The organism is Demequina silvatica (assembly GCF_000971215.1).
GTDB classification, from domain to species: domain Bacteria; phylum Actinomycetota; class Actinomycetes; order Actinomycetales; family Demequinaceae; genus Demequina; species Demequina silvatica.
The window spans coordinates 374621-396514 of record NZ_BBMA01000003.1 but is presented as its reverse complement, the minus strand read 5'-3'; the positions used below and the strand labels follow the sequence as shown (position 1 = coordinate 396514).

Sequence of the window (21894 nt, the reverse complement as noted above, 5' to 3'; positions counted from 1 at the left end):
ATAGCAACCGCGGAGGTGCGCGCAAATGTCATCCATCATCGTTCGAGGGCTCGACGAGTCCGTGAAGAGGCAGCTCGCCGCCCAGGCCAAGGAGCACGGGCGCTCGATGGAGGCCGAGGTACGCGACATCCTCACCCGCGCGGCTCGGCGCCCGCACATCGGTATCGCGCTGATGCAGGCCGCGCGCGACGTGGATGCCGCCGTGGACCTTCCGATCCCGGACCGCACGGACGTGGCGCGGGCGGTCGAGTTCGAGTGATCGTCCTCGACACCAACGTGATCTCCGAGGTGTTCCGGCCGGCGCCGGACGCTGAGGTGATCGGGTGGCTCAGCGCGCTCGACGGCGACGTCGCGATCACGGCTGTGACACTGGCGGAATTGTTCGCCGGGATCGCACTCCTCCCCGCCGGGGCGCGCCGGGACGCGCTCGCCGCGCGCGTGGAATCCGCGCTCGAGCCCTACCGCGGTGGCGGATCAGTGCTGCCGTTCGACGGCGCGGCGGCCGACGAGTACGCGACCATCCTGGCCGCCCGCTCGCAGGCCGGACTCCCCATCAGCACAGCGGACGCGCAGATCGCGGCGATCTGCCGCGCGCACCGCGCCGCGTGCGCCACCCGGAACGTACGGGACTTTGCACACACGGGGATCGCGCTGATCGACCCGTGGGAGCGCCCGACCCGACCACCGCGGGACGATGCGGTGGCTGGGTAGCCAGCCCGCGCATCGTCCCTCCCGGGGGTGGGTAGGCGACGGCGCGCTCAGCCGAGCGCGTCCAGGAGCCGGTCGCGCTCCGCGATGATGCGCGCGCGCCGCGCGCTCACGAGGAGGTCGGCGCTGCCGAGCGGCAGGGTCGGCCAGGGGAAGTCCATGGGTGCGCCGATCGCCTTGAGGAACACCTCGGCGCGCTGCGACACGGCGCCCGTCACGTCGAACCAGCCGACGGCCTCCTCGACCGTCGGGCCCTGCTTGAAGGTGCCGGCGGTCTCGTTCGCACGGATCACCGCCCAGCCGATCGCCGCGGCTCCCCGCGCGACCAGGGACCGCCGCCGGAAGATGCCAGGGTCCGCCGCCGCCGCGCGCGCGAGGAACCGGCGCATGGCGGTGCGGTGCTCGACGTCGAGGCGCTCGTCGGCGACAACGTCGAGCAGCGCGAGGTGCTCCCCCACGCGCTCGTGGATGTCCTCGGGGATGCCGTCCCAGGTGAAGTCCTCGTCGGGCAGGGGCTCCGTGTCGAGGCCGCCCAACGGGGTGCGGCCGCCCACCGCGTCCGCGAGCCGGTCGAGCAGGGAGGTCTTGGCCTCGAACTCGTCGTCGTGGTCGCCGAACGGGTCGGTCTCCCGCATGGCCTCGCCGAACGCCGGGATCATCGTGCCGATCGCAAGCAGCACCTCGTCGGTGAGCCCCTGGTCGACGCCCTCGCGACGGTGCACGAACCGCACGAAGTCCGCGAGCAGCGCGGGCACCTCCTCGACCTCCTCGTACCCGACCGGCATCAAGCGCGGCATCCAGTCGAGCAGGAAGATCTCGGCGACCATGGGGCTCCAGCGCAGCGGCCCGCCGACGTTGTGGCCCGCGCCGAACTGGAGGATCAGGTCGAGGTCGAGGATGGTGTCGTCGTCCTCGTCGTCGGTGAACCCGTCGGGGGCGGTGAACTCGTCGGAGGCGAGGAACTCGGCCTTGAGCTCCTCGATCTCCTCCTCGGTCCACTCGCGGTCGGCCTCGGCGACGCCGCCGTCGGGCAGCAGGGACAGGAGCCACTCGGTGGCGGGGCGCAGCTCGGGCCACTCCTGGTCCTCGATCATGCCGGGCGTCTCGCGGGCGCGCTCGATCGCGGCGGTCACGGTCGCGCGCGCGGCCGCGGCGTCCCATTCGCGGACGTAACCCGCCTCGTCGGCGCCGAACTCGCCGGACTTCACGCGCGCGATCAGCTCCTCCTGGGACACATCGAGGAGGAACGCGCTCTTCACCGCCGAGCCGAGGTTGTGGTCGATGAAGATCACCGCGGTGAAGGCGTCGCCCGAGGGGAACCGTGCGCCGAGCACGCAGTTCTCGCCATCGCCGGCGGACTCGGTCATCCGCGCCACGGTGACCTCGATGCGACCCCCGGCGAGGTCGCGGAGCCAGAGCGGGAGCGGGTGGCGGCGGTGCGCGAGCTCCTCGGTGATGGCTGCGTGGGTGGCGTCTGTGGGCGGGAGCATCTGCGACATCACGGTGAGCAGTGCGGTGGTCTCGGCGAACGGGGTGCCGATGAAGGAGGCGACCAGGTTGTCGCGGGAGATGTGGTCAGTGTCAGGTTCGGTGACTTCCCCACCCAGCAGGTCGACGCTCGATCCGCGGGGGTCGGTCACCTCGATGATGGTGCTCACCAGCTGGATGAGGTGGATGGGCGTGTCGGCGCGCAGCGCCTCGCGCACACCGCTCAGGAGCTCCTCGGCGCGAGGGTCCTGGTCGCGGGCGTTCTCGGGCGCGGCGCGGTCCGGCACCGCGTGGAGGTGGCGGCGCGGTTCGGGGCGACGATGCTGGGGACGCTTCGCGGGACGGCGCTTCTTGGTCACGGGTCGAGGCTATCCGGTGCGCGCGTGCGGGGTCCTGGTGGAGCGGGGTCAGTACGGGTCGTCGCTGGCGTCGTTGGAGTCGCGTTCCTCGATGATCGCGGCGCGCCGCGCGCTGATGAGGAGGTCCGCGGAACCGAGCGCGGGCGGCGTCCACTTGAACCCGTACGAGGCCGTGGACGGCGCGCCGATCGCGCGTTCATAGATGCGGGCGCGGTCCGCCACTCCCCCGTCGGTCCCGAACCAACCCGCGAGCACCGCGACGTTGGCGCCCTGGCGGCGGCTCGCGATGGTGTCGTTCGCCTCGCACACGACGAGCGCCACGGCCGCAGCACCGCGCACTACCGAGGAGCTGCGCCGGAAGACGCGCGGATCCGCGAGCGCGATCCGCGCGAGGAGACGGCGCATCGCGGTGCGGTGCTCGACGTCGAGGTGCTCGTCGGCGACCCCGTCGAGCAGCGAGAGGTACTGGGCCACCGTTGCGAAGATGTCCTCGGCGATGCCCTCCCATCGGAACTCCTCGTCCGGCAGGGGCTCCGTGTCGAGGGCTTCGAGCGCCTCGGGACCGCCGACGAAGGCGGCGAGGGCATCGCGCGCCCGGTCGCGATAGTCACGCAACTCCTCTTCGCGCAGCCACGGGTCGACGGGGGCCGTCCCGCGCCGCATCACCGTCCCGCGGCCGTCCCGGACCGCCTCGTGAATCGTGCGCGCCACCTCTTGAGACGTGAGCGGGTCGACGTCCTCCCGGCGATGCATGAATCGGACGAAGCCGGCGAGAACCGTCGGCATCTCCTCCAAGGCGCCGCAGTCCTTGACGATGCCGGGCGCCCACACGCGCACCAGGTGGCCGACCACCCGAGCGTCCCACAGCATCGGCCCGCCGAGGCTGACGACCTCCGCGAAGCCGAGGATGAGATCGAGGGCGCAGCCCGCGCACTTGCCCGGGCCGTACGGGGCGTCGTCGGATGCGAGGAACTCGGCTCGGAGGTTCTCGGACTCTTCGGAGAGCGCGCCGTAGACGCGCTCTCCTGGGCGTGACACACCGTCATCCCAGCCCCTGGCCCAGCCCTCGGACCACCACCGTTCATCTCGCATGCCCCGACCGTAGCCAGCCTCAGCGCCCGTTGGACGTTCTCCACAGGACGGAACCCGCGCATCGTCCCGAGGCAGTGCCCGTGACCCCGGCGACCGATGTCCACAGGCCTATCGCCCGCGAAGTTATCCACATTTACCAGGGACGATGTCCGAGGTGACTGTCAGACCCTCGTGATGAACTTGTTCCATGGACGTCACCACCGCAGCGCTCGACCGGGCAGCAGCCAGCGTGCGTGCGCTCGACGGGACCGACACCCGCGAGCTGCGAGGCGCGGGGCTGCATGCCGCGATCACCGCCGCGTGCGAGGTGCTGTCCGAGGCGCGCCGGCTGGCCGCCCCGATCGCGGCGGCGGTCGCGCGCGACGCGGGCGGTCAGGGCATTCGCGGCGGCATCTCGCGCGAGGCGGGCCACCGCAGCCCGGAATACTTCATCGCGAGCCTTCTCGGCGGCACGGTGGCGGAGGCGCGGACGCTCATCGGTGCGGGGCTCGCGATGGACCCCGACGAGCCGGAGGGGTCGGGAGGTTCGGGTGGCTCCGGCGGCACCGATGATCCCGACCCCGACCAGGGCGGCTCCGGTGGCGGCGGTGGTGACGAGGACAACCCGGACCCGCCTCGTCCTCCGAAGCCCGAGCGGCCCAGGCCGCGGCCTCCGGTTCCGGGATCGCTCGCGGAGGCGGTCGGCCGCGGAACCATTCCCGTGGATGCGGCCGCGCTCATCCGCGCCACCCTCATGGAGCTCTTCGACGTGGTCGACCGCCCGACGCTGTGGGAGATCGAGAAGCGCCTCGTGGCGAAGGCCCCGCGTCTTTCGCTGTACGACCTCCGCAAGGCGTGCTGGCGCGAGCGTGCGACCGCGGACCCTGCGGGGTGGCTCGAGCGCGAGAAGCGGATCCGTGCGCGGCGCTCGCTCACGTTGGGCGAGGATGCCGAGGGCATGGTGACCCTCACCGCGCGGCTCGACCCGCTCTCCGCCGCTCCCCTGCGAGCGTGGCTCGACGCACAGACCACTGAGGCGTTCCGCTCCGCGCGCGACGCCGGCGTCACCGAGGAGCGCACCGCCGCTCAGATCCGAGTGGACGCCCTGGCGGGGCTCGCCTCACACGGCCTCGACTGCGACGCGCCCGGCTCCGGCGTCAAGACCACCGTCATGGTGACCATCGACCGCGACGCGCTGGGGAGCGAGCTGGGGCTCGGGTCGTGCGACGGGATCGGCGTGCCCCTGACCGGCGCGACCGTGCGCATGCTCGCGGTCGACGCCGAGATCCTCCCCGCCGTGTGCGGCGGCGAGTCCGAGGTGCTCGACCTGGGCCGCGCCCGACGCCTGTTCACCCGCGCCCAGAAGCGCGCCCTCTCCGTGCGCGACGGCGGCTGCGCGTGGTGCAGCGCCCCGATCTCCTGGGCGGACACGCACCACATCGACCACTGGGCACGGGACGGCGGCTGCACGGACCTCTGCAACGGGGTTCTGCTCTGCCGCAGCTGCCATCTCCGGCTCCACGACACGGGCTGGGAGGTCGAGATCCACGGCGGCACCGTGTGGTTCAGGCCGCCCGCGTCGGTGGACCCGAACCGCGTGGCCATCCTGGGTGGGCGACGGCGTCTCGCACCCGTGGATATGCCCGCGCCGCCGCCGCTGCCGACGTCGCCGGTCTCGCGCCGGTGCAGCGGGAACCACGTGCGGACATGATCGAGTCACCACGACCAGGCGTCCGGCGACGTGACATCCCCGACCGGACGACGCGGTCGCAAACTACGCGCGAGCCGTCGCGCGCACCCGCTCCCGACCACCGCACCGTCCGGCGCCTTCGTGAGCGCGGAAACGTGAACGAGCATGCGCGCACACCTTCGCGTCAGCGACGCCTGCACAGTTCGGCTCTCGCGCCGCCACAGGGATGAGCCTCCAACGCCGCGCCCTGGGATGAGTGGGCCGCATTGAGATCAGTCGATAGCCGGAGGGAGATCGATCGTGTCGCGCATGCGCAAGCGCGGAAGCAGAGCGGCGGCCACGAGGCCCGGCACGGTGACCGCCGCAGAGACCGCGAAGACGATCGGCACGGCTGCGAGGTACGCGTCGGCGCCGGTGGTGCCCGCCGCCTCGAAAGCCGCAAGCCGTGCGTCGAGCAAAGCGCCGAAGGCCGCAAGGGCCACGGTCCCGCCGAGCGAACGGACGAAGGTGATCGCGCCGGTGATGGCACCGACGTCTGCAAGCGACGCATCGTTCTGCACCGCCAACACCAGGAACTGCATGGTGGCACCCATGCCGAGTCCCTCAAGGAGAAGGAGGAGGACGAGCACCGCCACCGGGGTGTCGGGCGTGATAGTGGCGAGCATTGTCATCGCGACGGTGACGGCAACACAGCCCGCGACCAGCGGCGCCTTGATTCGGCCGGTGCGGGTGACGTAGCGGCCCACGGCGAATGAAGAGATCACCGAGCCGACCGCCATCGCGGTTAGCATCAGGCCAGACTGCGACGGCGAGACGCCTCGCCCGTACTGCAGGTACTGCGTGAGGAAGATCGAGCCGCCGAAGATCGTCGATCCGACGCCAAGGGCAGCGATCAGGCTGAGGAAGGATGTCCTTGACCTCAGCGCCCGGAGCGGGACGATCGGAGTGTCGACCCGAAGTTCGACGACCACAGCACTCACCAGCGCGATCGCCGCCGGCACCAGCAGCGCGTAGGTCTCCCAGTCGCTCCACCCGTACCCCGAGCCCGCCTGTGACAGCCACACCAGCGCGAGACCCACGCCCACGCTGAGCAGCGCGGCCCCGACCAGGTCGACCCTTCCGGATGTGCGCGGCACGTGTATGCGCACGGTGAAATGGATGCCGATCATCGCGAGCACCGCGAATGGGATGGTCACGAGGAACACGTATCGCCATCCGAGTCCCGGAGCCTCGACGATGACGCCGCCGACGAACGGACCGCCTAGCGTCGCGGCGAGCTGCACCGCCGAGAGCCAGGCGATGAATCCGCCGCGATGGCGCGGGCTGACGAGATGCGCGAGGATGATCTGAACCAGCGCGATCATCCCGCCGATCCCGACGCCCTGCACACCACGCGCGACGATCAGCGCCGTCGCCGTCGGTGCGAGTCCAGCGGCGAGCGCCCCCACCAGGAACACCCCGATGGCGATCTGCATCAGGGCCTTCGGACTGCGCAGGTCCGCGAGTCGGCTCCAGATCGGCGTGCTGACTGTGAGGCCCAAGATGGTCGCCGTCATCATCCACGTGTACGCGACAGTGGTGCCGCCGAGGTTCGAGACGATCGTCGGGAGGGCCGTCGTCACGACGTTCGCGTTCAGGTTGCCGACCAGCTGCGCGACCAGGAGCGCCGCCATCGACCACACGAGGCTCCCGGCGGCCCGCTGCTCGCGCTTGGTGGCGGCGGGCAGCGGGGCCGCCGAGACCCCGGTCACGCGATTGCTTCCGCGGGCTCCACGGGTGCCGTCTCCATGCTCCACGAGCGCTCGACGTCCGCGACCTTCACCACGGTGCCGAACGACCACTCCATGGTGTAGAGCGCGTGCCAGTGGCGGCTCCACTCGAACTCGGCCGTCGCGTCCTCGACCACGTAGGTGTCGAAGCCGCGCTGATGCGCGTCGCGCACCGTGGTCTCGACGCAGATGTTGGTGGTGACGCCGCACACCACGAGCGAGCGGATACCGCGCGCTGCCAGCAGGGGCTCGAGCCGGGTCCCGTAGAAGGACGACGGACGGGACTTGTCGATGACGAAGTCGCCCTCGCCGGGCGCGAGCTCGTCGATGACCTCGATGTCGTACGTGTCCTTCGCGAGGAACGAGGCAGCAACCTCCTGACCCGCGCGGCGACCGCGGGGCGGAAGCACGTCCGCGTTGCCGTCGAGGTGAACGTAGCGCGTGAAGATGACGGGGTGGCCGGCCTTGCGCGCGGCCTCGACCAGCGCCACGCAGCCCGGGATCGCACCCTTGAAGTTCTCGATCTCGCGGCCGGGCCCACGCTCGACGTGGTCAAGGTCCTTGCAGAACCAGTTCTGCATGTCGACGACGATGACGGCGACCTCGGAGGTAGGTATGTCGCACGGGCCGCGGTCCTCGCCGGCCATCCACATCTCGAAGTTGGTAGGCATGGTGATGCTCCTGTCGTGTGAGGGGTGCGGGGTGACCCGGTGCGGTGACCGAGCCACCCCGCGGGCGGGAGGGGTGTTACTGGGTGAGGTAGACGTCGCCGTTGAGCACGAACGCACCGTCGGGGCGCGGCTCCCAGTGGAGAGCTGGGTTCACGCCGTAGGAGAACTGCGGGTTGTACAGCGGCGCGGTGAAGGCCTCGTCCTTGACGATCTGGTAGATCCCGGCGATCGCCTCGGCGCGCTCGGCGTCGTCCGCGGCCGCCTGCTGGGCGAAGTAGAGATCATCGACCTCGTCCGACGCGAAGTACCGGTTCGCGCGAGGACCGATCACGTAGTCGAGGACGATGCCGGCGTCGAGGATCGACGGCGCGAACGCAGCGAGCCACACACCCTCGTAACCGTGGTTCGAGTTGAGGAGGCTCAGGCTGGCGGAGTCCATGCCTTCGAGCTCGACCGTGAAGCCGGCCGCCTCGAGGTACCCGGCCACGGCCTGTGCAACCTGCGAGCCCAGCGGGATCCAGCCGTCCATGGCGTACTGGAGCTTGACCGTCTCGCCAGAGTAGCCCGCCTCGTCGAGCAGGGCGGTCGCGGCCGCCGGGTCGTACGCGGTGGGTTCGATGGCGTCGGTGTACCCGAAGCTCGACGGCGCCGACATCTGCCCGGCCGGCGAACCAAGGCCGCCGAGCAGCGTGTCGATGATCGCCTGGCGATCCACGGCGGCATCGGCGGCCTGGCGGATCAGCGGGTCGGCAAGCGGCCCGGATTCGGTGTTGAAGCCGAGGTACATGGTCTGGTTGGAGGTGATGCTGCGAACATCGACCATCCCCGATCCCTCGAGAGTTGAGACCTGAGTGGGCGGCAGCAGCGCGATGTCGAGGTCGCCCGCCTGAGTTCCGCTCACGCGGCCCTCGTCGGTGAGCACGGGGACGAAGGTGACCTGGTCCAGCGAGGCCTCCTCGCCCCAGTACGTGTCCGCCGCCTCGAGGACGACCGACACACCGGGCGTGTAGCTGACGAACTCGAACGGGCCGGAACCCACCGGCGCCTGGGTGAAGCCGTCGGAGCCACCCACCGCCTCGTAGTAGTCGGAGGGGACGATCGAGATCAGCGTGGTGTTCCGCGGCCAGTTCGCGTAGGGACGCGAGAGGGTGAAGCGGAGCGTCGAGTCATCGACCGCCTCCATCGACTCGAGGTCCGCCAGGTAGACGGAGTTGAGGGACTGCGGGTTCGTCTGGACCTGCTCGTAGGTGTAGATGATGTCCTCGGCCGTCAGCGGGCTGCCGTCGTGGAACGTGATGTCATCGCGAAGCGTGTACTCCCACACCGTGGAGTCCTCGTTCGCCGTCCACTCGGTGGCGATGCGCGAGCCGACGCTGCCATCGGGCTCGATCATCGTGAGCTGGTCGTAGAGGTTGTAGAACACGTTGATGCCAGCGAGCGAGTTGTCGATCACGGGGTCGATCGACAGGATGTCCGCGGTCTGGCCCACGGTGATCGCACCGCCGTCGACGGCAGCCGCCGTCTCGGACGCGGACGCCGATTCGCCGGCCTCGGGAGACGCCGCCGAGCTGCATGCGGCCAGGCTCAACACGAGCAGAGCAGCCGCAGGAGCGGCTCCCCGTCGCAGGAAGGGTGTGGTCATGGTCGTGCCTTTCTCATGGGGTGCCCGAGGGCGTGCGGGGGTGAGGGGGGGACGATCGAGAGGTGACCGAAGACGGTCAGGTGAGTGCGGGCCGCAGGTGCGGGTCGGGCCGCGGGACTGCAGCGAGAAGCGTGCGTGTGTACACGTGCTGTGGGCGGTCGAACACGTCATCGACCGCGCCCTCTTCGACGAGCTTGCCGGCGTACATCACCGCCACCCGGTCGGAGAGGTGCCGCACCACCGATAGGTCGTGCGCGATGAACAGATACGCGAGCCGATGCTCCTTCTGGAGGTCGCCCAACAGATTGATCACCTGTGCCTGGATCGACACGTCCAGCGCCGAGACAGGCTCATCGAGGATGAGCAGATCGGGATTCAGCGCGAGGGAGCGTGCGATGCCCACGCGCTGCCGCTGGCCGCCCGAGAACTCCGCGGGCTTGCGCTTCGCCATCTCGCGCGTGAATCCGACCTGGTCGAGAAGCTCGTCGACGCGCGCACCGGAGTAGCGACCGTTGATCCGCAAGGGCTCCGCGACCAGGTCATGGATCGTCATGCGCGGGTCGAGCGCCGTGTACGGGTCCTGGAAGACCACCTGCATCCGCGGTCGAGCACGTCGGCGCTCTGGCTTCGGCATCCGTAGGAGGTCCCATCCATCGAGGTAGATGCGACCCGAAGTCGCGGTGTGGAGTCCGAGGATGGTGCGGACAAGCGTCGACTTGCCGCAGCCCGACTCCCCGACCAGGCCGAGGGTCTCACCGCGGTCGATGTGGAGCGAGACGCCGTCGACCGCCTTGACGGTCTTGGGCTTTCCAAACGGGCCCCGGCGGGACGTGAAGTGCATGTGGACGTCCTCGAGCCGGAGGACCTCGTCGGGCCGAGCGGTGGAGATGGTCATCGAACGCTCCCGTCGGAGACGGCCAGAAGCGCGCTGTTCGACGCCGTGGCCTCGTGGGCGAAGTGGCAGGCGGCACTGTGGCCCGTCGCGAGTTGGACAGGCACGGGCACGCTGCCGGTGCACATGTCTCGGCCCTGCGCGAGCGCGCAGCGCGCGCTGAAGGCGCAGCCCGGCGGTCGGTTCTGCGGCGAGGGAGGGTTGCCCGGGATCGCGTACGCGCGGTCGGCCTTGCTCGACTCACCGAGAACGCTGGCAAGCAGGCCCGCGGTGTATGGATGGCTCGGTCGGTCGAAGATGTCGAAGACGTCACCTTGCTCAGCGACGCGGCCGCTGTACATCACCACGATGCGGTCGGCGACCTGGGCCACGAGCCCGAGATCGTGGGTGATGAGGATCATCGACGTCCGGTTCTCGCGCCTGACCTCGGCGAGCACCTTCATGATCTCCGCCTGGACCGTGACGTCGAGCGCCGTGGTCGGCTCGTCCGCGACGAGCAGCGCGGGCGAGTGTGCCATCGCCATCGCGATCATCGCTCGCTGGCGCATGCCCCCGGACCACTGGTGCGGGAAGGCTCGCGCCTTCTCCTCCACGTCGGCCACACCCACGCTGCGGAGCAGCTCGTGGACACGATCCGCGCGCTGGGTGCGTGACAGGTCCTTCCGATGGATCCGGAGCATCTCGTCGATCTGCCACCCGACCCGGCGCACCGGGTTGAGGCTGGTCATGGGATCCTGGAAGACCATCGCGACATCACGGCCGCGGATCGCGTTGAGCTCGGATACGGTGAGACTCGCCATGTCGCGCCCGCGGAAGGTGATCGAGCCACCAGCGATCCGGGCGTTCTCGGGCAGCAGGCCCATGACCGCGAGCATCGTGACGCTCTTGCCCGATCCGGACTCGCCGACGATGCAGAAGACCTCCTCCTCGTGCACCTCGAACGACACGCCGTCGACGGCGCGGACCGGACCTGACGTGGAGTCGAACTCGACCACCAGGTCCTCGACCTTGAGAAGCGGCTGCTGTGCCATGGGTCAGCTCCTTGCTCCGGGCGCGCCAGCCCCGGACTCGGCGGTGAAGCGGCGGCTGGTGAGTTGGGAGCCCGCGATGAGAAGGAGCATCGCCAGGCCGGGCAGCACCACGAGCCACACGTTGGACTGGAGGTACTTCTGACCCTCGGCGATCATGCCGCCCCAGCTGGGCGTGGGCGGTTGGACGCCGAGTCCAAGGAAGTCGAGAGCTGCCTGCGCGGTCACGACGACGCCGACGTCGAACGACGCGAGGATGATCAGCTGCGGGAGGACGGCCGGCAAGAGGTGCTTGCGGAGGATCCAGAACGCACCCGCGCCCTGAGTCTTGGGCGCCAACACGTACTCCCGTTCACGGAGGCTCAGCGCCATGGCTCGGGCGACACGGCCGTATCCGACCCAGAACGTGATGCCCAGCATGATCACCATGAGCTGCGTGCTCGGGCCGAACACCGCCGACAGCGCGATGAGGAGCAGCACGAACGGCATGGCGAGCTGGATGTCGGCGATGCCCGTCATGACGTTGTCGACGAGGCCGCCGAAGTACCCGGCCGCGAGCCCGATGGTGATGCCGATCGCGACGTTCAACGCGATCACCACTGCCGCGATGATCAGCGACGTCCGGCCGGCTAGTGCGAGTCTGCTGAGGATGTCGCGGCCGAGCGGGTCGGTGCCGAGCAGATGCGCCGGGTCTGTGAACGGCGCGAGCATAGCGTTCGACAGGTCTTGCGTCATCGGGTCGTAGCCGGGGAGCAAGGGCACGAGGACGATGCCGGCGACGGTGATCGCGAGGAGAGCGACGCCGATCCAGAACGGGATCGCACCCCTCCGCACTCGACGGCGTACCAGCGGGCGCGCGATGCCGCTTGGCGCCACCGCGTCGGCGGCGACCTTCTCGGGATTGGCGACGGCGGTCATGCGAGCCTCACTCTCGGGTCAAGGGCGGCGTAGAGCAGGTCAACCAGGAGATTGACCGTCACGAAGATGAGCGCGACCACCACGAGGCCTGCCTGGATGACCGGGAAGTCTCGAGTGCTGACCGCGTTCATGAGCACCTGTCCCATCCCTGGCCAGGTGAAGACCATCTCGATGATCACGGTGCCGCCAAGGAGCGAGGCGAGGTTGAGCCCTGCGACGGTCAACGTCGGCAGGATCGCGTTGGGCAACATGTGGTCGAGCACGATCCGCGTGCGGGACTGCCCCTTGGCGACAGCGGTGCGCACGTAATCCTGCGACTCCTGCTCTGCGAAGGACGCGGTGAAGAGGCGGAAGTAGAGGGCGAACTGGGCCGTCGCGAGGGTCGCTATCGGGAGCACCATCGACTCTGGCCCGCCGCGACCGAAGGACGGGAACATGCCGAGCGTGACCGCGAACAGGAGCACCAGGACCACGGCGAAGAGGAAGTCCGGAACCGCCTGCCGCGCAGCACCAAGGCCGACAACGATCGCTTGGGCCCACCGTGCACCCGACAGCTGGATCACCAATGCGGCGACGAATGCGAGCCCGATGCCGATCACGAAGCTGAACAACGCGAGCTCGAGCGTCGCGGGAAGCCTCTCGAGCACGACATCGAACGCCGGACGCGCCTGCCGGTAGGAGTCACCGAGGCTCCCCCCGAGCGCCTCCCTCAAGTAGGTCGCGAACTGCACCGCGACCGGCTGATCGAAGCCGAGAACCGAATTGAGCTCCGCGATGTCGTCCGGCGTCGCGTTGTCTCCGAGGAGCAGCGCGCCCGGGCTCCCACTGAGGCGTACCAAGAAGAACGAGATGGTGAGCACGGCCAGGACGGTCGCGATGGCCTGAGCGATCCGGCGGGCTAGGTACGTCGCCACGAGGGCCTCCTTCCTACTCAAGTGAAAAGGTCTGAGGTTTTGCGGCAATGCTAGACACCTGACTATTAGGCGTGGGTTGCTCCGACGTAACTTGTGTGTGAACGGCTTGTTTCACAGATCTCGAAGCTCTGAACTGCGTCGACGACACGTGCCGAGCCGCTAGGCACAAAGCGTCTGATGTATATAAAGTGGCCCCAGTCCCCGCCTGTGCGGCAAGCCGCCCGACCCGAAGGAGAGTCGATGGAACACGTAGGCGAGAAAGCGTCTGCGGCGGAGCTGGAGCTCACGCGCATCAAGCCCGCCTACGAGCAGGTCGCGGGGCAGCTCCGCATGCTCATCCTCAACGGATCGCTCGCGCCTGGGGAGCGTTTGCCCGTCGAGGGGCAGCTCGCAGGAGCGTTCGGCGTCAGCCGGACCACGATTCGTGAGGCTCTTCGCATGCTGTCGTCGCAGGACCTGGTCCACACGCTGCGCGGCGTCAATGGGGGGACGTTCGTGTCGCGGATCGACCCGAGCGCGTTCTCCGAATGGGTCGAGAGCCGTCTCGGGCTGCTTGCCAGCAGCCACGCGATCACACCCGACGAGCTACGAGAGGCGCGCGAGCTGATCGAGCTCCCGGCTGTGCGTATGGCGGCCGAACGGCGCTCCGAGGCAGACCTCGAGGCGATCATCCTCGCTGCGGAGCTCGAGAGGAACGCAGGCGCGAGCTGGGATCGCGGCGAGCACAGCCAGGATTTCCACCTGGCGCTTCTCGCGGCGACTCAGAACACGCTGCTGCTGTCAGTAGGTACGCCGATCTTCCGACTCGTGCGCAAGAGCGCGCTGGAGTACTCGGGAGACGCGGAGGCTCGTCGCGCCTTGATCGACCAAGAGCATCTCGAGATCATCGAACGCATCACATTGCGCGACGCCGACGGTGCCGCCGAGGCCATGACACGTCACCTGGTGACGATGCGCGGATACAGCCCGAGCCCTGCCGCGGGGCGCTGAATCGCGCGTCTCGATCCTCGCTCAGTCGCACCCGCAGGACCCGGAAGGCGTCCGCGCCTGCCAGCACACCTCGCAGATGCCGTAGCTCTTCTGCTCGGAGGGGTCCGCGGGCGTGATGCGCTTCTGCACGCCCGGGCTCATGCTGCGCTTGGTTACCGGGAAGTCGACGGCCCAGTTGACCATCCCGTTGCCGTGGGTCTTGTCGCGGACCCGGTCGGGCAGGTCGGAGGCGGCGATCGCCTCGCGTCGCGACCCGAACCACTCGGTCGAGCGCTTGTTGATGTGCAGCGGGTGCAGGCCGTCCTCGCGGAACGCCTTGATGTAGGTGGACTTCACCTCGCAGCCCGTCACCCCTGCTCTGAGGGCGATCTGGCGCACCAGAGGGCGGGCCTCGTCGGCGATCTTGAGCTGCTCCATGGCAGCCTCGAGGGGGATGTACGTCACGTCGGTCACCCCCTAGGGTCCCATGAACTCCAGGGGTCCTGCAGGGCCGGACGGCCTACTCGAGGTCCCCGAGGTCGATCGACAGGTCAAGATCCGCCGGCGCAGCCAGCCCCGACGGCGGCGCCGGACGCAGCGGCCGAGCCATCACGTGCGGCACCTCGGACACCAGCCGCTCGGGCAACGTGTTGAGGAAGTAGGCGTCCTCGACGAACCCCGCCGCCGCTCCCCCGGCACCCACCCACGCCCGCACCGGCGTGTGCGACACGGTCCGCGTCACCATGAGCCGGTCCCGCGCCCGAGTCAACGCAACGTAGAGAACCCGCCGCTCCTCCTCGATCTCATCGACATCACCCAGAGCCCGCGCGGACGGGTACGACCCCGCCGACACCCCCGCAACGAACGCCCAGTCGCGCTCGAGCCCCTTCGCCGAATGCACCGTCGACACGATCACGTGATCCTGCTGCGACTCCGGCTCCATCTCCGAGGTGAACACCGGCGACAGGATGTACTCCTCGATGAACTCGAGAATCGACCGGCGCGTCGCAGCGAGCCGCTCCACGTGCACCAGGTCGCGCGCCCGCGCCTCCCAGTTGTCGTTGCGGTACTTGTGCGCCAGCACCGGCTGGAGCATGGCCGCGGCCCTGCCCACCGCATCGTCCACCCGGGCCGCCGCGTCCTCGATCGCGTTGAGGCCCGCGGCCAGCCACGCCGGCATCCCCGCAAGCGCCACCGCACGCGAGTCCCGGGCGCTCGCCCCACCCGCCCGCGCGGACAGGAAGGCGTCGAAAGAACGCGCGGCCGTCACGTCGCCCACCCGTGGGACGAGGGTGAGGAGCCTCATCCAGGCGACCTCGTCGTCGGGGTTCGCGACCACGCGCAGCGCGGCGAGGACGTCGCGGACGTGGGCGCTTTCCAGGAGCTTCACGCCGCCGAAGAACACGTAGGGGATGTCGTTCTCGACCAGCCGGGCCTCGATCGCGCGGCCCGAGTAGTTGGAGCGCACCAGCACCAGGTGGGTGGCCCAGGGCAGCTCGTCGGCGCGGGCGCGGAGCATCTCGGCGGCGATCCAGCCGGCCTCGTCGGCGGGCGTCTCGAAGCTGTGGAGCTCGGGCTTCGCGCCGCGCCCGCGGACGGCGCGCAGCTTCTTGTCGTAGCCCAGGGGGGACGCCGAGAGCAGCCAGTTCGACAGGTCGAGGATCTCCTGCGTCGACCTGTAGTTGTCTTCCAGCTTGAGAACGCTCGCCCCCGGCACCCGCTCCGCGAAGGAGTGGATGGACGCGAAGTCCGCGCCGCGGAAGCCGTATATCGACTGCGCGTCGTCACCCACGCAATACAGCCGTGTATGAGGCACCAGCGGGTCGAGGATCAGCCACTGGAGAGGGTTGGTGTCCTGCATCTCGTCGACCAGGATCTCGTCGTAGTGCGACCCCACCCAGGCGGCCACCGCGGGGTCCTCGAGGCGCTTGGCGAACACCCGCAGGATGTCGTCGTAGGTGAGATACCTGCGCTCCTGCTTGCGCTGCTCGTACGCGCGCACCGCGGCGCCGATCGCCTTCGCGTCCACATCCATGTCCGGGAACTTGACCGCGATCGCGGCCGCGAGCGTCCGGCGTGTGTTGTGCGCGAAGCTCAGCACGTCGACGATCTGCGCGGCCTTGAGCCCCTCGACGCGCTTGCCCCGGCCGAGCACGCCGCGCATCACCTGCAGCTGGTCCTCGGCGTCGAGCACAGACCAGCCCTCGTAGCCGAACACGTCGGGCGCGCCGCGCACCTCGCGCATGGCCCAGCCGTGGAACGTCATGGCCGCCACCTGGGACGATGCACCGGCCAGGTCTCCCTGGACGCGCGACCTGATCTCGGCGGCGGCACGGCGGGTGAACGTGATCGCGAGGATCCGGTCGGGCGGCGTCCCCTGCTTGATGAGGTGGCGGATGCGGGCGACGATCGTGGTGGTCTTGCCCGTCCCGGCGCCGGCGAGGATGAGATTGTGGCTGGCGCCCGTCAGGACGGCGGCGCGCTGGGCGTCGTTGAGGTGGCTCAGCGACCCGTCCACCTGCTCCTCAGCCATGCCGACGAGTCTAGGTGCGGGGTGGGACAGGAACCGCAAGCCCCAGTCGGCGCACGCGTCGGCTATGCACCGCCGCCTTCCGAATCCTTCATCGTGCACCGAACCGCTGCTGCGCGTTCTGCCTCGACGTCCCGAGTGCGGCGCCGATCATCGTCCACGAGTCGCCAGCCTCCCGTGCCGCGACAACGGCGGCGCGGAGTCGACCCTGAGCCTGGTCCACCCCCTTGGCGGCTGCGATGATCTCCCGGAAGTGCGTCGCATCGCGCCACTCGAAGGTGGCCGGGTCTAGCGAGTCGAGCCAGGCCATCTCGGACTCATAGTCGTGCTCGCGGCGTGCGGTCATGGCAGGAATCCGAAGAACTTGGACCGCAGTCGGTCCGCATGGATGACCAAGCAAGGTCGTGTGGGCGGCACCGCGACCAGCTCGAGCAGTGCTCCGCTGCGCGCTGGCCCGATCACCAGCAGGCGCTCCTCACCCGAGTGCTCGAGTGTCACAACAGTCATGGCGTTCTCCCACGCGTGGACGATGTCGTCGTCGCCGAGGCCGTGTCGATGCGCCGACTCGGCGATCTCAATCTCCACGGTCCATCTCCGATGGCGGAGTGTCAACCATGAGTTGACGCCGCGCGGCCGTCTGTCCGCTCGCATCCCACACGTTCCCCATGCGCCGACGCTAGACAGTCGCCCGCGTCGATCTCGCGGCCGGGCCTACATCTGGGGATGGGTGCACGAGAGAGCGGGCACGTTGACATCGCCCCGCGCCGCACCGCCCCTGAACTCGCCTACCGCCCCACGCTCGCCCACACGTCGTCGACCGACTCCCCCGACGCGACCCGCAGCTCCCGCGACCCGAGCGGCTCCGCCAGCGCGAACGTCACGGTGCAGATCGGCTGGCTGGCGGTAGTCGGCACAAACGGCATGCCCCCGAACCCCAACAGATCCAGCGTCACCGCATCGGTCGACTCGACCGCCCGCACCCGGATCATCTGGCCACAGCCTCCCGGCGGCGCGTACGCCACCGTCAGCGAGGTCCCAGACTCCAAGTACCCGTCCACGAACGCCTGATCGGTGGTCCCGACCAGCCCCACGCCCGCGACGCCGACGGCAAGCACCCCCACCGCAAGCCCGTGCGACACCACGGCACCGGTACCTACCAGGGGCGTTCCCATGCGGCCACCGTACTCCGCCGCCCCCTCCGCCGCTTGAGGATCAGTCGACGTCCTGAACCAGCACCCTCACGTCCCACGGACCGAGCTCGATCACCGAGTTCTCGCAGATCCGCTCCCCCGTCACCGCGTCCACCACCGGTGACGGCGGCGCCACCGACACCGACCCCCACCCCCAGTGGTGCACAAAGTAGGCGCGCCCGCCGTCCGCGAGCGTCGTCGACGTCACCCGCACCGACTCCGGCAGCCCCGACCAGCCCGCGACCGGCTCCGGCACGGCGGACCTGACCAACGCCGCGACCGTCTCCTGGTCCGGCACCGTCCCCACCACGGTCACGCGGCCCGCCCCTGCCGGAGCAGAGGTGATCGCCGCGAACGCCCCCAGGTGCGGGTCGTCATACGAAGCGAGAACCGAAGCACCCGCCGGCCGCAGGTACTCGACCCACGCGGTGGCGACGGGCGAGGCGACCCCGGCCAGCGCATCGTCGCGGACCACCAGCGGGATGGACGATGCGACGGACTGGAACTCCTGGTACGTCACCTGCGCGAGGCTCGCCAGCCGGGCGGGCTTGATCTCGCCGCGCGCCCGGGCCTCGGAGTCGCCGTACGCCGAGCGCGGCCCCAGGATGAGGTGCCCGCCGGCCTCGGCGTAGGCGCAGAGCCAGTCCAAGAGCGAGTCGGACGCGGCGTAGTCCGCCGCGACCACCAGCACGGGTCGCGCGGCCGCGAACGCGGCCGGGTCCCCGAACAGCGCGTCGGACCCGACCAGCTGGGAAGGCCGCACGATGCTCACCTGCAGACCCGTGTCGAACGCCGCCCGGTAGAACGGCAGCGCGAGCTGGCGGTATGCGTCGGGGTTGGGACCCTGTCGTGCCTCCCCCGCGGGCTGCTGCAGCTGCGGAGCCGAGAGCGCCCACTTCGAGTCGCTCGAGTAGAGGAACGCCACGTCGGCGTCGGGGACGGCCCCGGCCAGCAACCCACCCACGGCAGCAAAGTCAGACCCGATCGCCGTGACCTCGTCGAGGATCCGCCCGGGCGCTCCGTCGTGCGGGATGAGCCCGATCCAGTAGGTCTCGGCGCCGTACTGCAGCGTGTGCCAGTGCCAGTACTCGATGGCCCGCGCGCCGCGCGAGAGCAGCGCCCACGCGATCTGCCGCAGCTGCCCGTCGAACGGCGGGATGTTGTACGCGTTCTGGCCGATGCCGCCGGCGTTGGTCTCGGTCACCCAGAACTCGGCCTGCTTGGACGAGTACGCGAGGTCCGCGAGCTCGTAGACCGCCCAGGTGCCGTTGGCGATCCAGTCCGGCGACATCGGCGACGAGTTCGGGACCGCGAGCGCATCCTGCGCCGTGTAGTACGCGTTGCAGGACGCGACGTCGAGGGCCTTCGACAGCGACGCGTCCTCGACGGCGGCCTGCTCGTAGGAGATGCAGGTGGTCACGAAGGGCGCGTCCGGCCCCGACCCCACCAGTTCGCGAACCAACGCAGCCTGCCACGCGATGTACTCGTCGACCAGCCGGGCCTGGAAGCGCCGCCACGCGAGGTGGTACTGCGGCTGCCAGTTGTTGTCGGGGCGCCACAGCTCGTCGAAGGAGGTCAGCCGGTGCGACCAGTACACGAGCCCCCACTCGCGGTTCAGCGTCTCGACGTCGCCGTAGGTCTCCTCAAGCCAGGCACGGAAGGCCTGGAAGATGCCCTCATTGGACAAGATCCGCAGGCCGGGCTCGTTGTCGACCTGGTAGCCCACGATCGCGGGGTGCCCCGCGTACCGCCCCACCACCGCGCGGATCACCCGCTCCGCGTGGGACCGGAAGGCCGGGTGCGTGAAGTCCATCTCCTGGCGCGCGCCCCAACCGATCGCCTGCCCGGTCGCGGACTCGCCGATCAGCTCCGGGTGCTTCGCGGCGAGCCACATCGGCAGCGCGTAGGTGGGCGTGCCGAGGATCACCGCGATGCCGTGACGGTGCGCCGCGTCGAGCACCGGCTCGAGCCAGTCGAGGTCGAACTCCCCGTCCCGCGGCTCCCACGTCGACCACACCGACTCGCCCACGCGGATCAGCGTCATCCCCGCGGCGCGCATGGTCTCCATGTCGCGCTCGATGCGCGCGAGGTCGGGCTCCTGCCCCGCGAGCGGGTACTCGTGGTAGTACGCGGCACCCAGGTGGAGGCGGCCGGGAGTGTGATCGGTGGGCTGGGTCACGGTTCTTCCGTTCTGGTGGGTCGGGCGGTGCCGGCGGGCGGGCGCACGCGGGCGGGCTTCACGGTGGTGAGGGCGGCGCGCGCACGCGCCAGGCGGACGATGCGCAGGCCCGGTCGGCGACGCGGCGCCGGCTCGGGCGAGGGGTCGGGTTCCGGGTCGGATGCAGCCCACTCCCCGACCACCTCCGCGAGGTCGCGGTCCACGGTGGCGGTCACCTCGCCTCCCGACGCTTGGCGGGCGGCGGCGCGGTCGACGCGCGCACCCGGAGCTCGACCGGGACGGCCTCGCGCCGCGACTCGGGCGCGCGCCCCTCGACCTCGTCGAGCAGGCGCTCCACGCCCTCGCGCGCGATCGCGTCGAAGTCCTGCGCGAGCGTGGTGAGAGGCGTGTGGAGGTACGCGGACACGTCCGTGTCGTCCATCCCCACCACGCTCACGTCGCCGGGCACGGACAGGCCGCGGCTCTCGAGCGCATGGATAAGCCCGATCGCCATGTCGTCGTTCGCGCAGAACACCGCCGTCACGTCGGGCTGCGCGGCGAGCGCGAGTCCGGCGGCGTACCCGGACGCGGCCGTCCAGTCCCCGGCCAGGGCCGGAGGGACGATGCGCCGCGCACCTTCCAGCGCCGCCCGCCACCCCTCGGCGCGGGCGTCGGAGGTGCGCCACCCCGCGGGGCCGGCGACGTGGTGGACGGTGCCGTGGCCGAGCCCGAGGAGGTACTCGACGGCCTCGCGGCACGCACCGCGGTCGTCGGCGCCCACGTGGATCCACTCGGGGCTCTCCCCCGGCCGGTCCTCGAACAGCAGCACGGGCGTGCCAGGGGTCTCATGGCCGATGGTCGCGGTCGACTCGGCGGGCTCGAGGATCACGATCCCGTCGACCCCGCGCGCGACCAGCGAGTCCATCGCCTCGGAGATGGCCCGCGGCTCGCCCGTCGCGGTGCGCGTGAGCACGATCGAGTAGCCCGCCTCACGCGCGGCCGCCTCGACGCCGGCGAGGATCGCGGACGGGCCGCGGAACGTGGTGGACATGGTCACCACGCCGAGCGTGCGCGTGCGCTGCGTGACGAGCGCGCGGGCGGCGGCGTTGGGCCGGTAGCCGGCCTGCTCGACGGCGGCGAACACGCGGGCGCGGACCTCGTCGCGGACGTTGGGCTCGTGGTTGATGACGCGGGAGACGGTCTTCTGGGCGACCCCGGCGAGGCGCGCGACGTCGGCCATCGTGGGGTTCCGCGGGGCCGCTCGGCCCGCCGTTGACTGCGCTGTCACACCGCGAGTATCAACCGCGATGACAGCGCTGTCAACTGCAAGGCGACCCCCGCGCGGGTGAACATCGCGCAACCAGCCTTCCCCGCGCATCGTCCCCCGACCTACCCTGCCGTCAGAGGCCCGACCCCCCGGGGCCCCGCGCGGAAGGGCGAGCGTCCATGACCGACGTCCGCGACCTCATCGACTACGACACCCCGCACAACTACGCGGAGCTGCTCGAGCGCGCCGGCACCGCCCGCGATGCCGCGCGCTGCACGCTGTGCGGGCTCGGCTCCGATCCCCTGCCGCCCGCGCGGCTGTCCGTCATCAAGTACCGCCAGTCCGGCAGCGAGCGCGGCTCGAGCCGCCTGTACTGCGAGGTCCACCTCGCGGCCTGGAGGGACGATGCGCGGTCCAGCAGGCGCCCCGGTCGCCGAGGCGCGGAGCCGCCCTCGCATCAGATCTGCCCGACGTGCTTCATGCAGATGCCGCTCACGGGCGGATGTCCTCAGTGTGACTAAGTTATCCAGGCGTTTTACCGTTCTTTGGGAATGGCGGGGCCCCGCCGGGGGTTGAACATCCGTGCCCGCTCCTGCGCCGCGGGGGCCACGACCGACGGAGCCGAGAGAC

22 protein-coding genes are annotated in these 21894 nt (G+C 70.2%); 5 read left to right on the top strand and 17 right to left on the bottom strand.

Features of this window, described 5'->3' with window-relative positions; all coding sequences use genetic code 11:
* Positions 1-25 precede the first annotated feature (25 nt).
* Both AOM05_RS05840 and AOM05_RS05835 read left to right on the top strand, forming a co-directional pair.
* Positions 26-259, top strand: coding sequence for a FitA-like ribbon-helix-helix domain-containing protein (locus tag AOM05_RS05840; RefSeq protein ID WP_062520201.1), 234 nt, complete (start codon positions 26-28; stop codon positions 257-259).
* Positions 256-711, top strand: a complete 456-nt coding sequence (locus tag AOM05_RS05835) for a type II toxin-antitoxin system VapC family toxin (protein ID WP_062520199.1) — start codon at positions 256-258, stop codon at positions 709-711. Before AOM05_RS05840 ends, AOM05_RS05835 begins: the two co-directional genes overlap by 4 nt.
* 47 nt (positions 712-758) lie before the next feature.
* Here the strand turns inward: AOM05_RS05835 and AOM05_RS05830 are convergent, their stop codons facing one another.
* Complete coding sequence (locus AOM05_RS05830) at positions 759-2555, bottom strand: hypothetical protein (protein ID WP_062520197.1); 1797 nt, start codon at positions 2553-2555, stop codon at positions 759-761.
* A 48-nt stretch (positions 2556-2603) separates the two neighbouring features.
* Positions 2604-3593, bottom strand: a complete 990-nt coding sequence (locus AOM05_RS05825) for a hypothetical protein (protein WP_062520195.1) — start codon at positions 3591-3593, stop codon at positions 2604-2606.
* A gap of 241 nt (positions 3594-3834) precedes the next feature.
* On the opposite strand from AOM05_RS05825, the gene AOM05_RS05820 reads away from it, so the two are divergent.
* Positions 3835-5337, top strand: coding sequence for an HNH endonuclease (locus AOM05_RS05820; RefSeq protein ID WP_062520194.1), 1503 nt, complete (start codon positions 3835-3837; stop codon positions 5335-5337).
* A gap of 251 nt (positions 5338-5588) precedes the next feature.
* Here the strand turns inward: AOM05_RS05820 and AOM05_RS05815 are convergent, their stop codons facing one another.
* From AOM05_RS05815 to AOM05_RS05785, 7 genes are all read right to left on the bottom strand, one after another.
* Positions 5589-7067 (bottom strand): MFS transporter, encoded by a 1479-nt coding sequence (locus tag AOM05_RS05815; RefSeq protein WP_082097302.1) that lies wholly within the window; start codon positions 7065-7067, stop codon positions 5589-5591.
* Positions 7064-7756, bottom strand: a complete 693-nt coding sequence (locus AOM05_RS05810) for a cysteine hydrolase family protein (protein ID WP_062520192.1) — start codon at positions 7754-7756, stop codon at positions 7064-7066. The genes AOM05_RS05815 and AOM05_RS05810 overlap by 4 nt, the downstream gene beginning before the upstream one ends.
* Positions 7757-7832: 76 nt before the next feature.
* Positions 7833-9398, bottom strand: coding sequence for an ABC transporter substrate-binding protein (locus tag AOM05_RS05805; RefSeq protein ID WP_169746725.1), 1566 nt, complete (start codon positions 9396-9398; stop codon positions 7833-7835).
* Positions 9399-9474: 76 nt separating this feature from the next.
* The gene (locus tag AOM05_RS05800; protein WP_062520189.1) at positions 9475-10293 is read right to left on the bottom strand and encodes an ABC transporter ATP-binding protein; all 819 of its coding nucleotides are present in this window, start codon (positions 10291-10293) and stop codon (positions 9475-9477) included.
* On the bottom strand, positions 10290-11321 hold the full coding sequence (locus AOM05_RS05795) for an ABC transporter ATP-binding protein (protein WP_062520187.1): 1032 nt from the start codon (positions 11319-11321) through the stop codon (positions 10290-10292). Before AOM05_RS05795 ends, AOM05_RS05800 begins: the two co-directional genes overlap by 4 nt.
* 3 nt (positions 11322-11324) lie before the next feature.
* On the bottom strand, positions 11325-12236 hold the full coding sequence (locus AOM05_RS05790) for an ABC transporter permease (protein WP_062520185.1): 912 nt from the start codon (positions 12234-12236) through the stop codon (positions 11325-11327).
* A complete protein-coding gene (locus tag AOM05_RS05785; protein WP_062520184.1) occupies positions 12233-13150 on the bottom strand; it encodes an ABC transporter permease in 918 nt (305 codons plus the stop codon). Before AOM05_RS05785 ends, AOM05_RS05790 begins: the two co-directional genes overlap by 4 nt.
* A gap of 240 nt (positions 13151-13390) precedes the next feature.
* On the opposite strand from AOM05_RS05785, the gene AOM05_RS05780 reads away from it, so the two are divergent.
* Positions 13391-14140, top strand: a complete 750-nt coding sequence (locus AOM05_RS05780) for a FadR/GntR family transcriptional regulator (RefSeq protein WP_062520182.1) — start codon at positions 13391-13393, stop codon at positions 14138-14140.
* A gap of 21 nt (positions 14141-14161) precedes the next feature.
* Here AOM05_RS05780 and AOM05_RS05775 read toward each other — a convergent pair whose 3' ends face one another.
* The 8 genes from AOM05_RS05775 to AOM05_RS05740 form a co-directional block, all read right to left on the bottom strand.
* Positions 14162-14584, bottom strand: a complete 423-nt coding sequence (locus tag AOM05_RS05775; protein ID WP_156165052.1) for a hypothetical protein — start codon at positions 14582-14584, stop codon at positions 14162-14164.
* Positions 14585-14639: 55 nt separating this feature from the next.
* Complete coding sequence (locus AOM05_RS05770; RefSeq protein WP_062520179.1) at positions 14640-16652, bottom strand: ATP-dependent helicase; 2013 nt, start codon at positions 16650-16652, stop codon at positions 14640-14642.
* Positions 16653-16740: 88 nt separating this feature from the next.
* Entirely contained in the window at positions 16741-16995 is a 255-nt protein-coding gene (locus AOM05_RS05765; protein WP_062520177.1) for a hypothetical protein, read from the bottom strand.
* Positions 16992-17234, bottom strand: a complete 243-nt coding sequence (locus tag AOM05_RS05760; RefSeq protein WP_228373223.1) for a BrnT family toxin — start codon at positions 17232-17234, stop codon at positions 16992-16994. Before AOM05_RS05760 ends, AOM05_RS05765 begins: the two co-directional genes overlap by 4 nt.
* A 200-nt stretch (positions 17235-17434) precedes the next feature.
* A complete protein-coding gene (locus AOM05_RS05755; RefSeq protein WP_062520175.1) occupies positions 17435-17821 on the bottom strand; it encodes a hypothetical protein in 387 nt (128 codons plus the stop codon).
* Between the two features lie 40 nt (positions 17822-17861).
* Entirely contained in the window at positions 17862-20018 is a 2157-nt protein-coding gene (locus AOM05_RS05750; protein WP_062520173.1) for a beta-galactosidase, read from the bottom strand.
* Positions 20015-20233 (bottom strand): hypothetical protein, encoded by a 219-nt coding sequence (locus tag AOM05_RS05745; RefSeq protein ID WP_062520172.1) that lies wholly within the window; start codon positions 20231-20233, stop codon positions 20015-20017. Before AOM05_RS05745 ends, AOM05_RS05750 begins: the two co-directional genes overlap by 4 nt.
* Complete coding sequence (locus AOM05_RS05740) at positions 20230-21237, bottom strand: LacI family DNA-binding transcriptional regulator (RefSeq protein WP_062520170.1); 1008 nt, start codon at positions 21235-21237, stop codon at positions 20230-20232. The genes AOM05_RS05745 and AOM05_RS05740 overlap by 4 nt, the downstream gene beginning before the upstream one ends.
* Before the next feature lie 206 nt (positions 21238-21443).
* On the opposite strand from AOM05_RS05740, the gene AOM05_RS05735 reads away from it, so the two are divergent.
* On the top strand, positions 21444-21785 hold the full coding sequence (locus tag AOM05_RS05735) for a hypothetical protein (RefSeq protein WP_062520169.1): 342 nt from the start codon (positions 21444-21446) through the stop codon (positions 21783-21785).
* Positions 21786-21894: the final 109 nt, after the last annotated feature.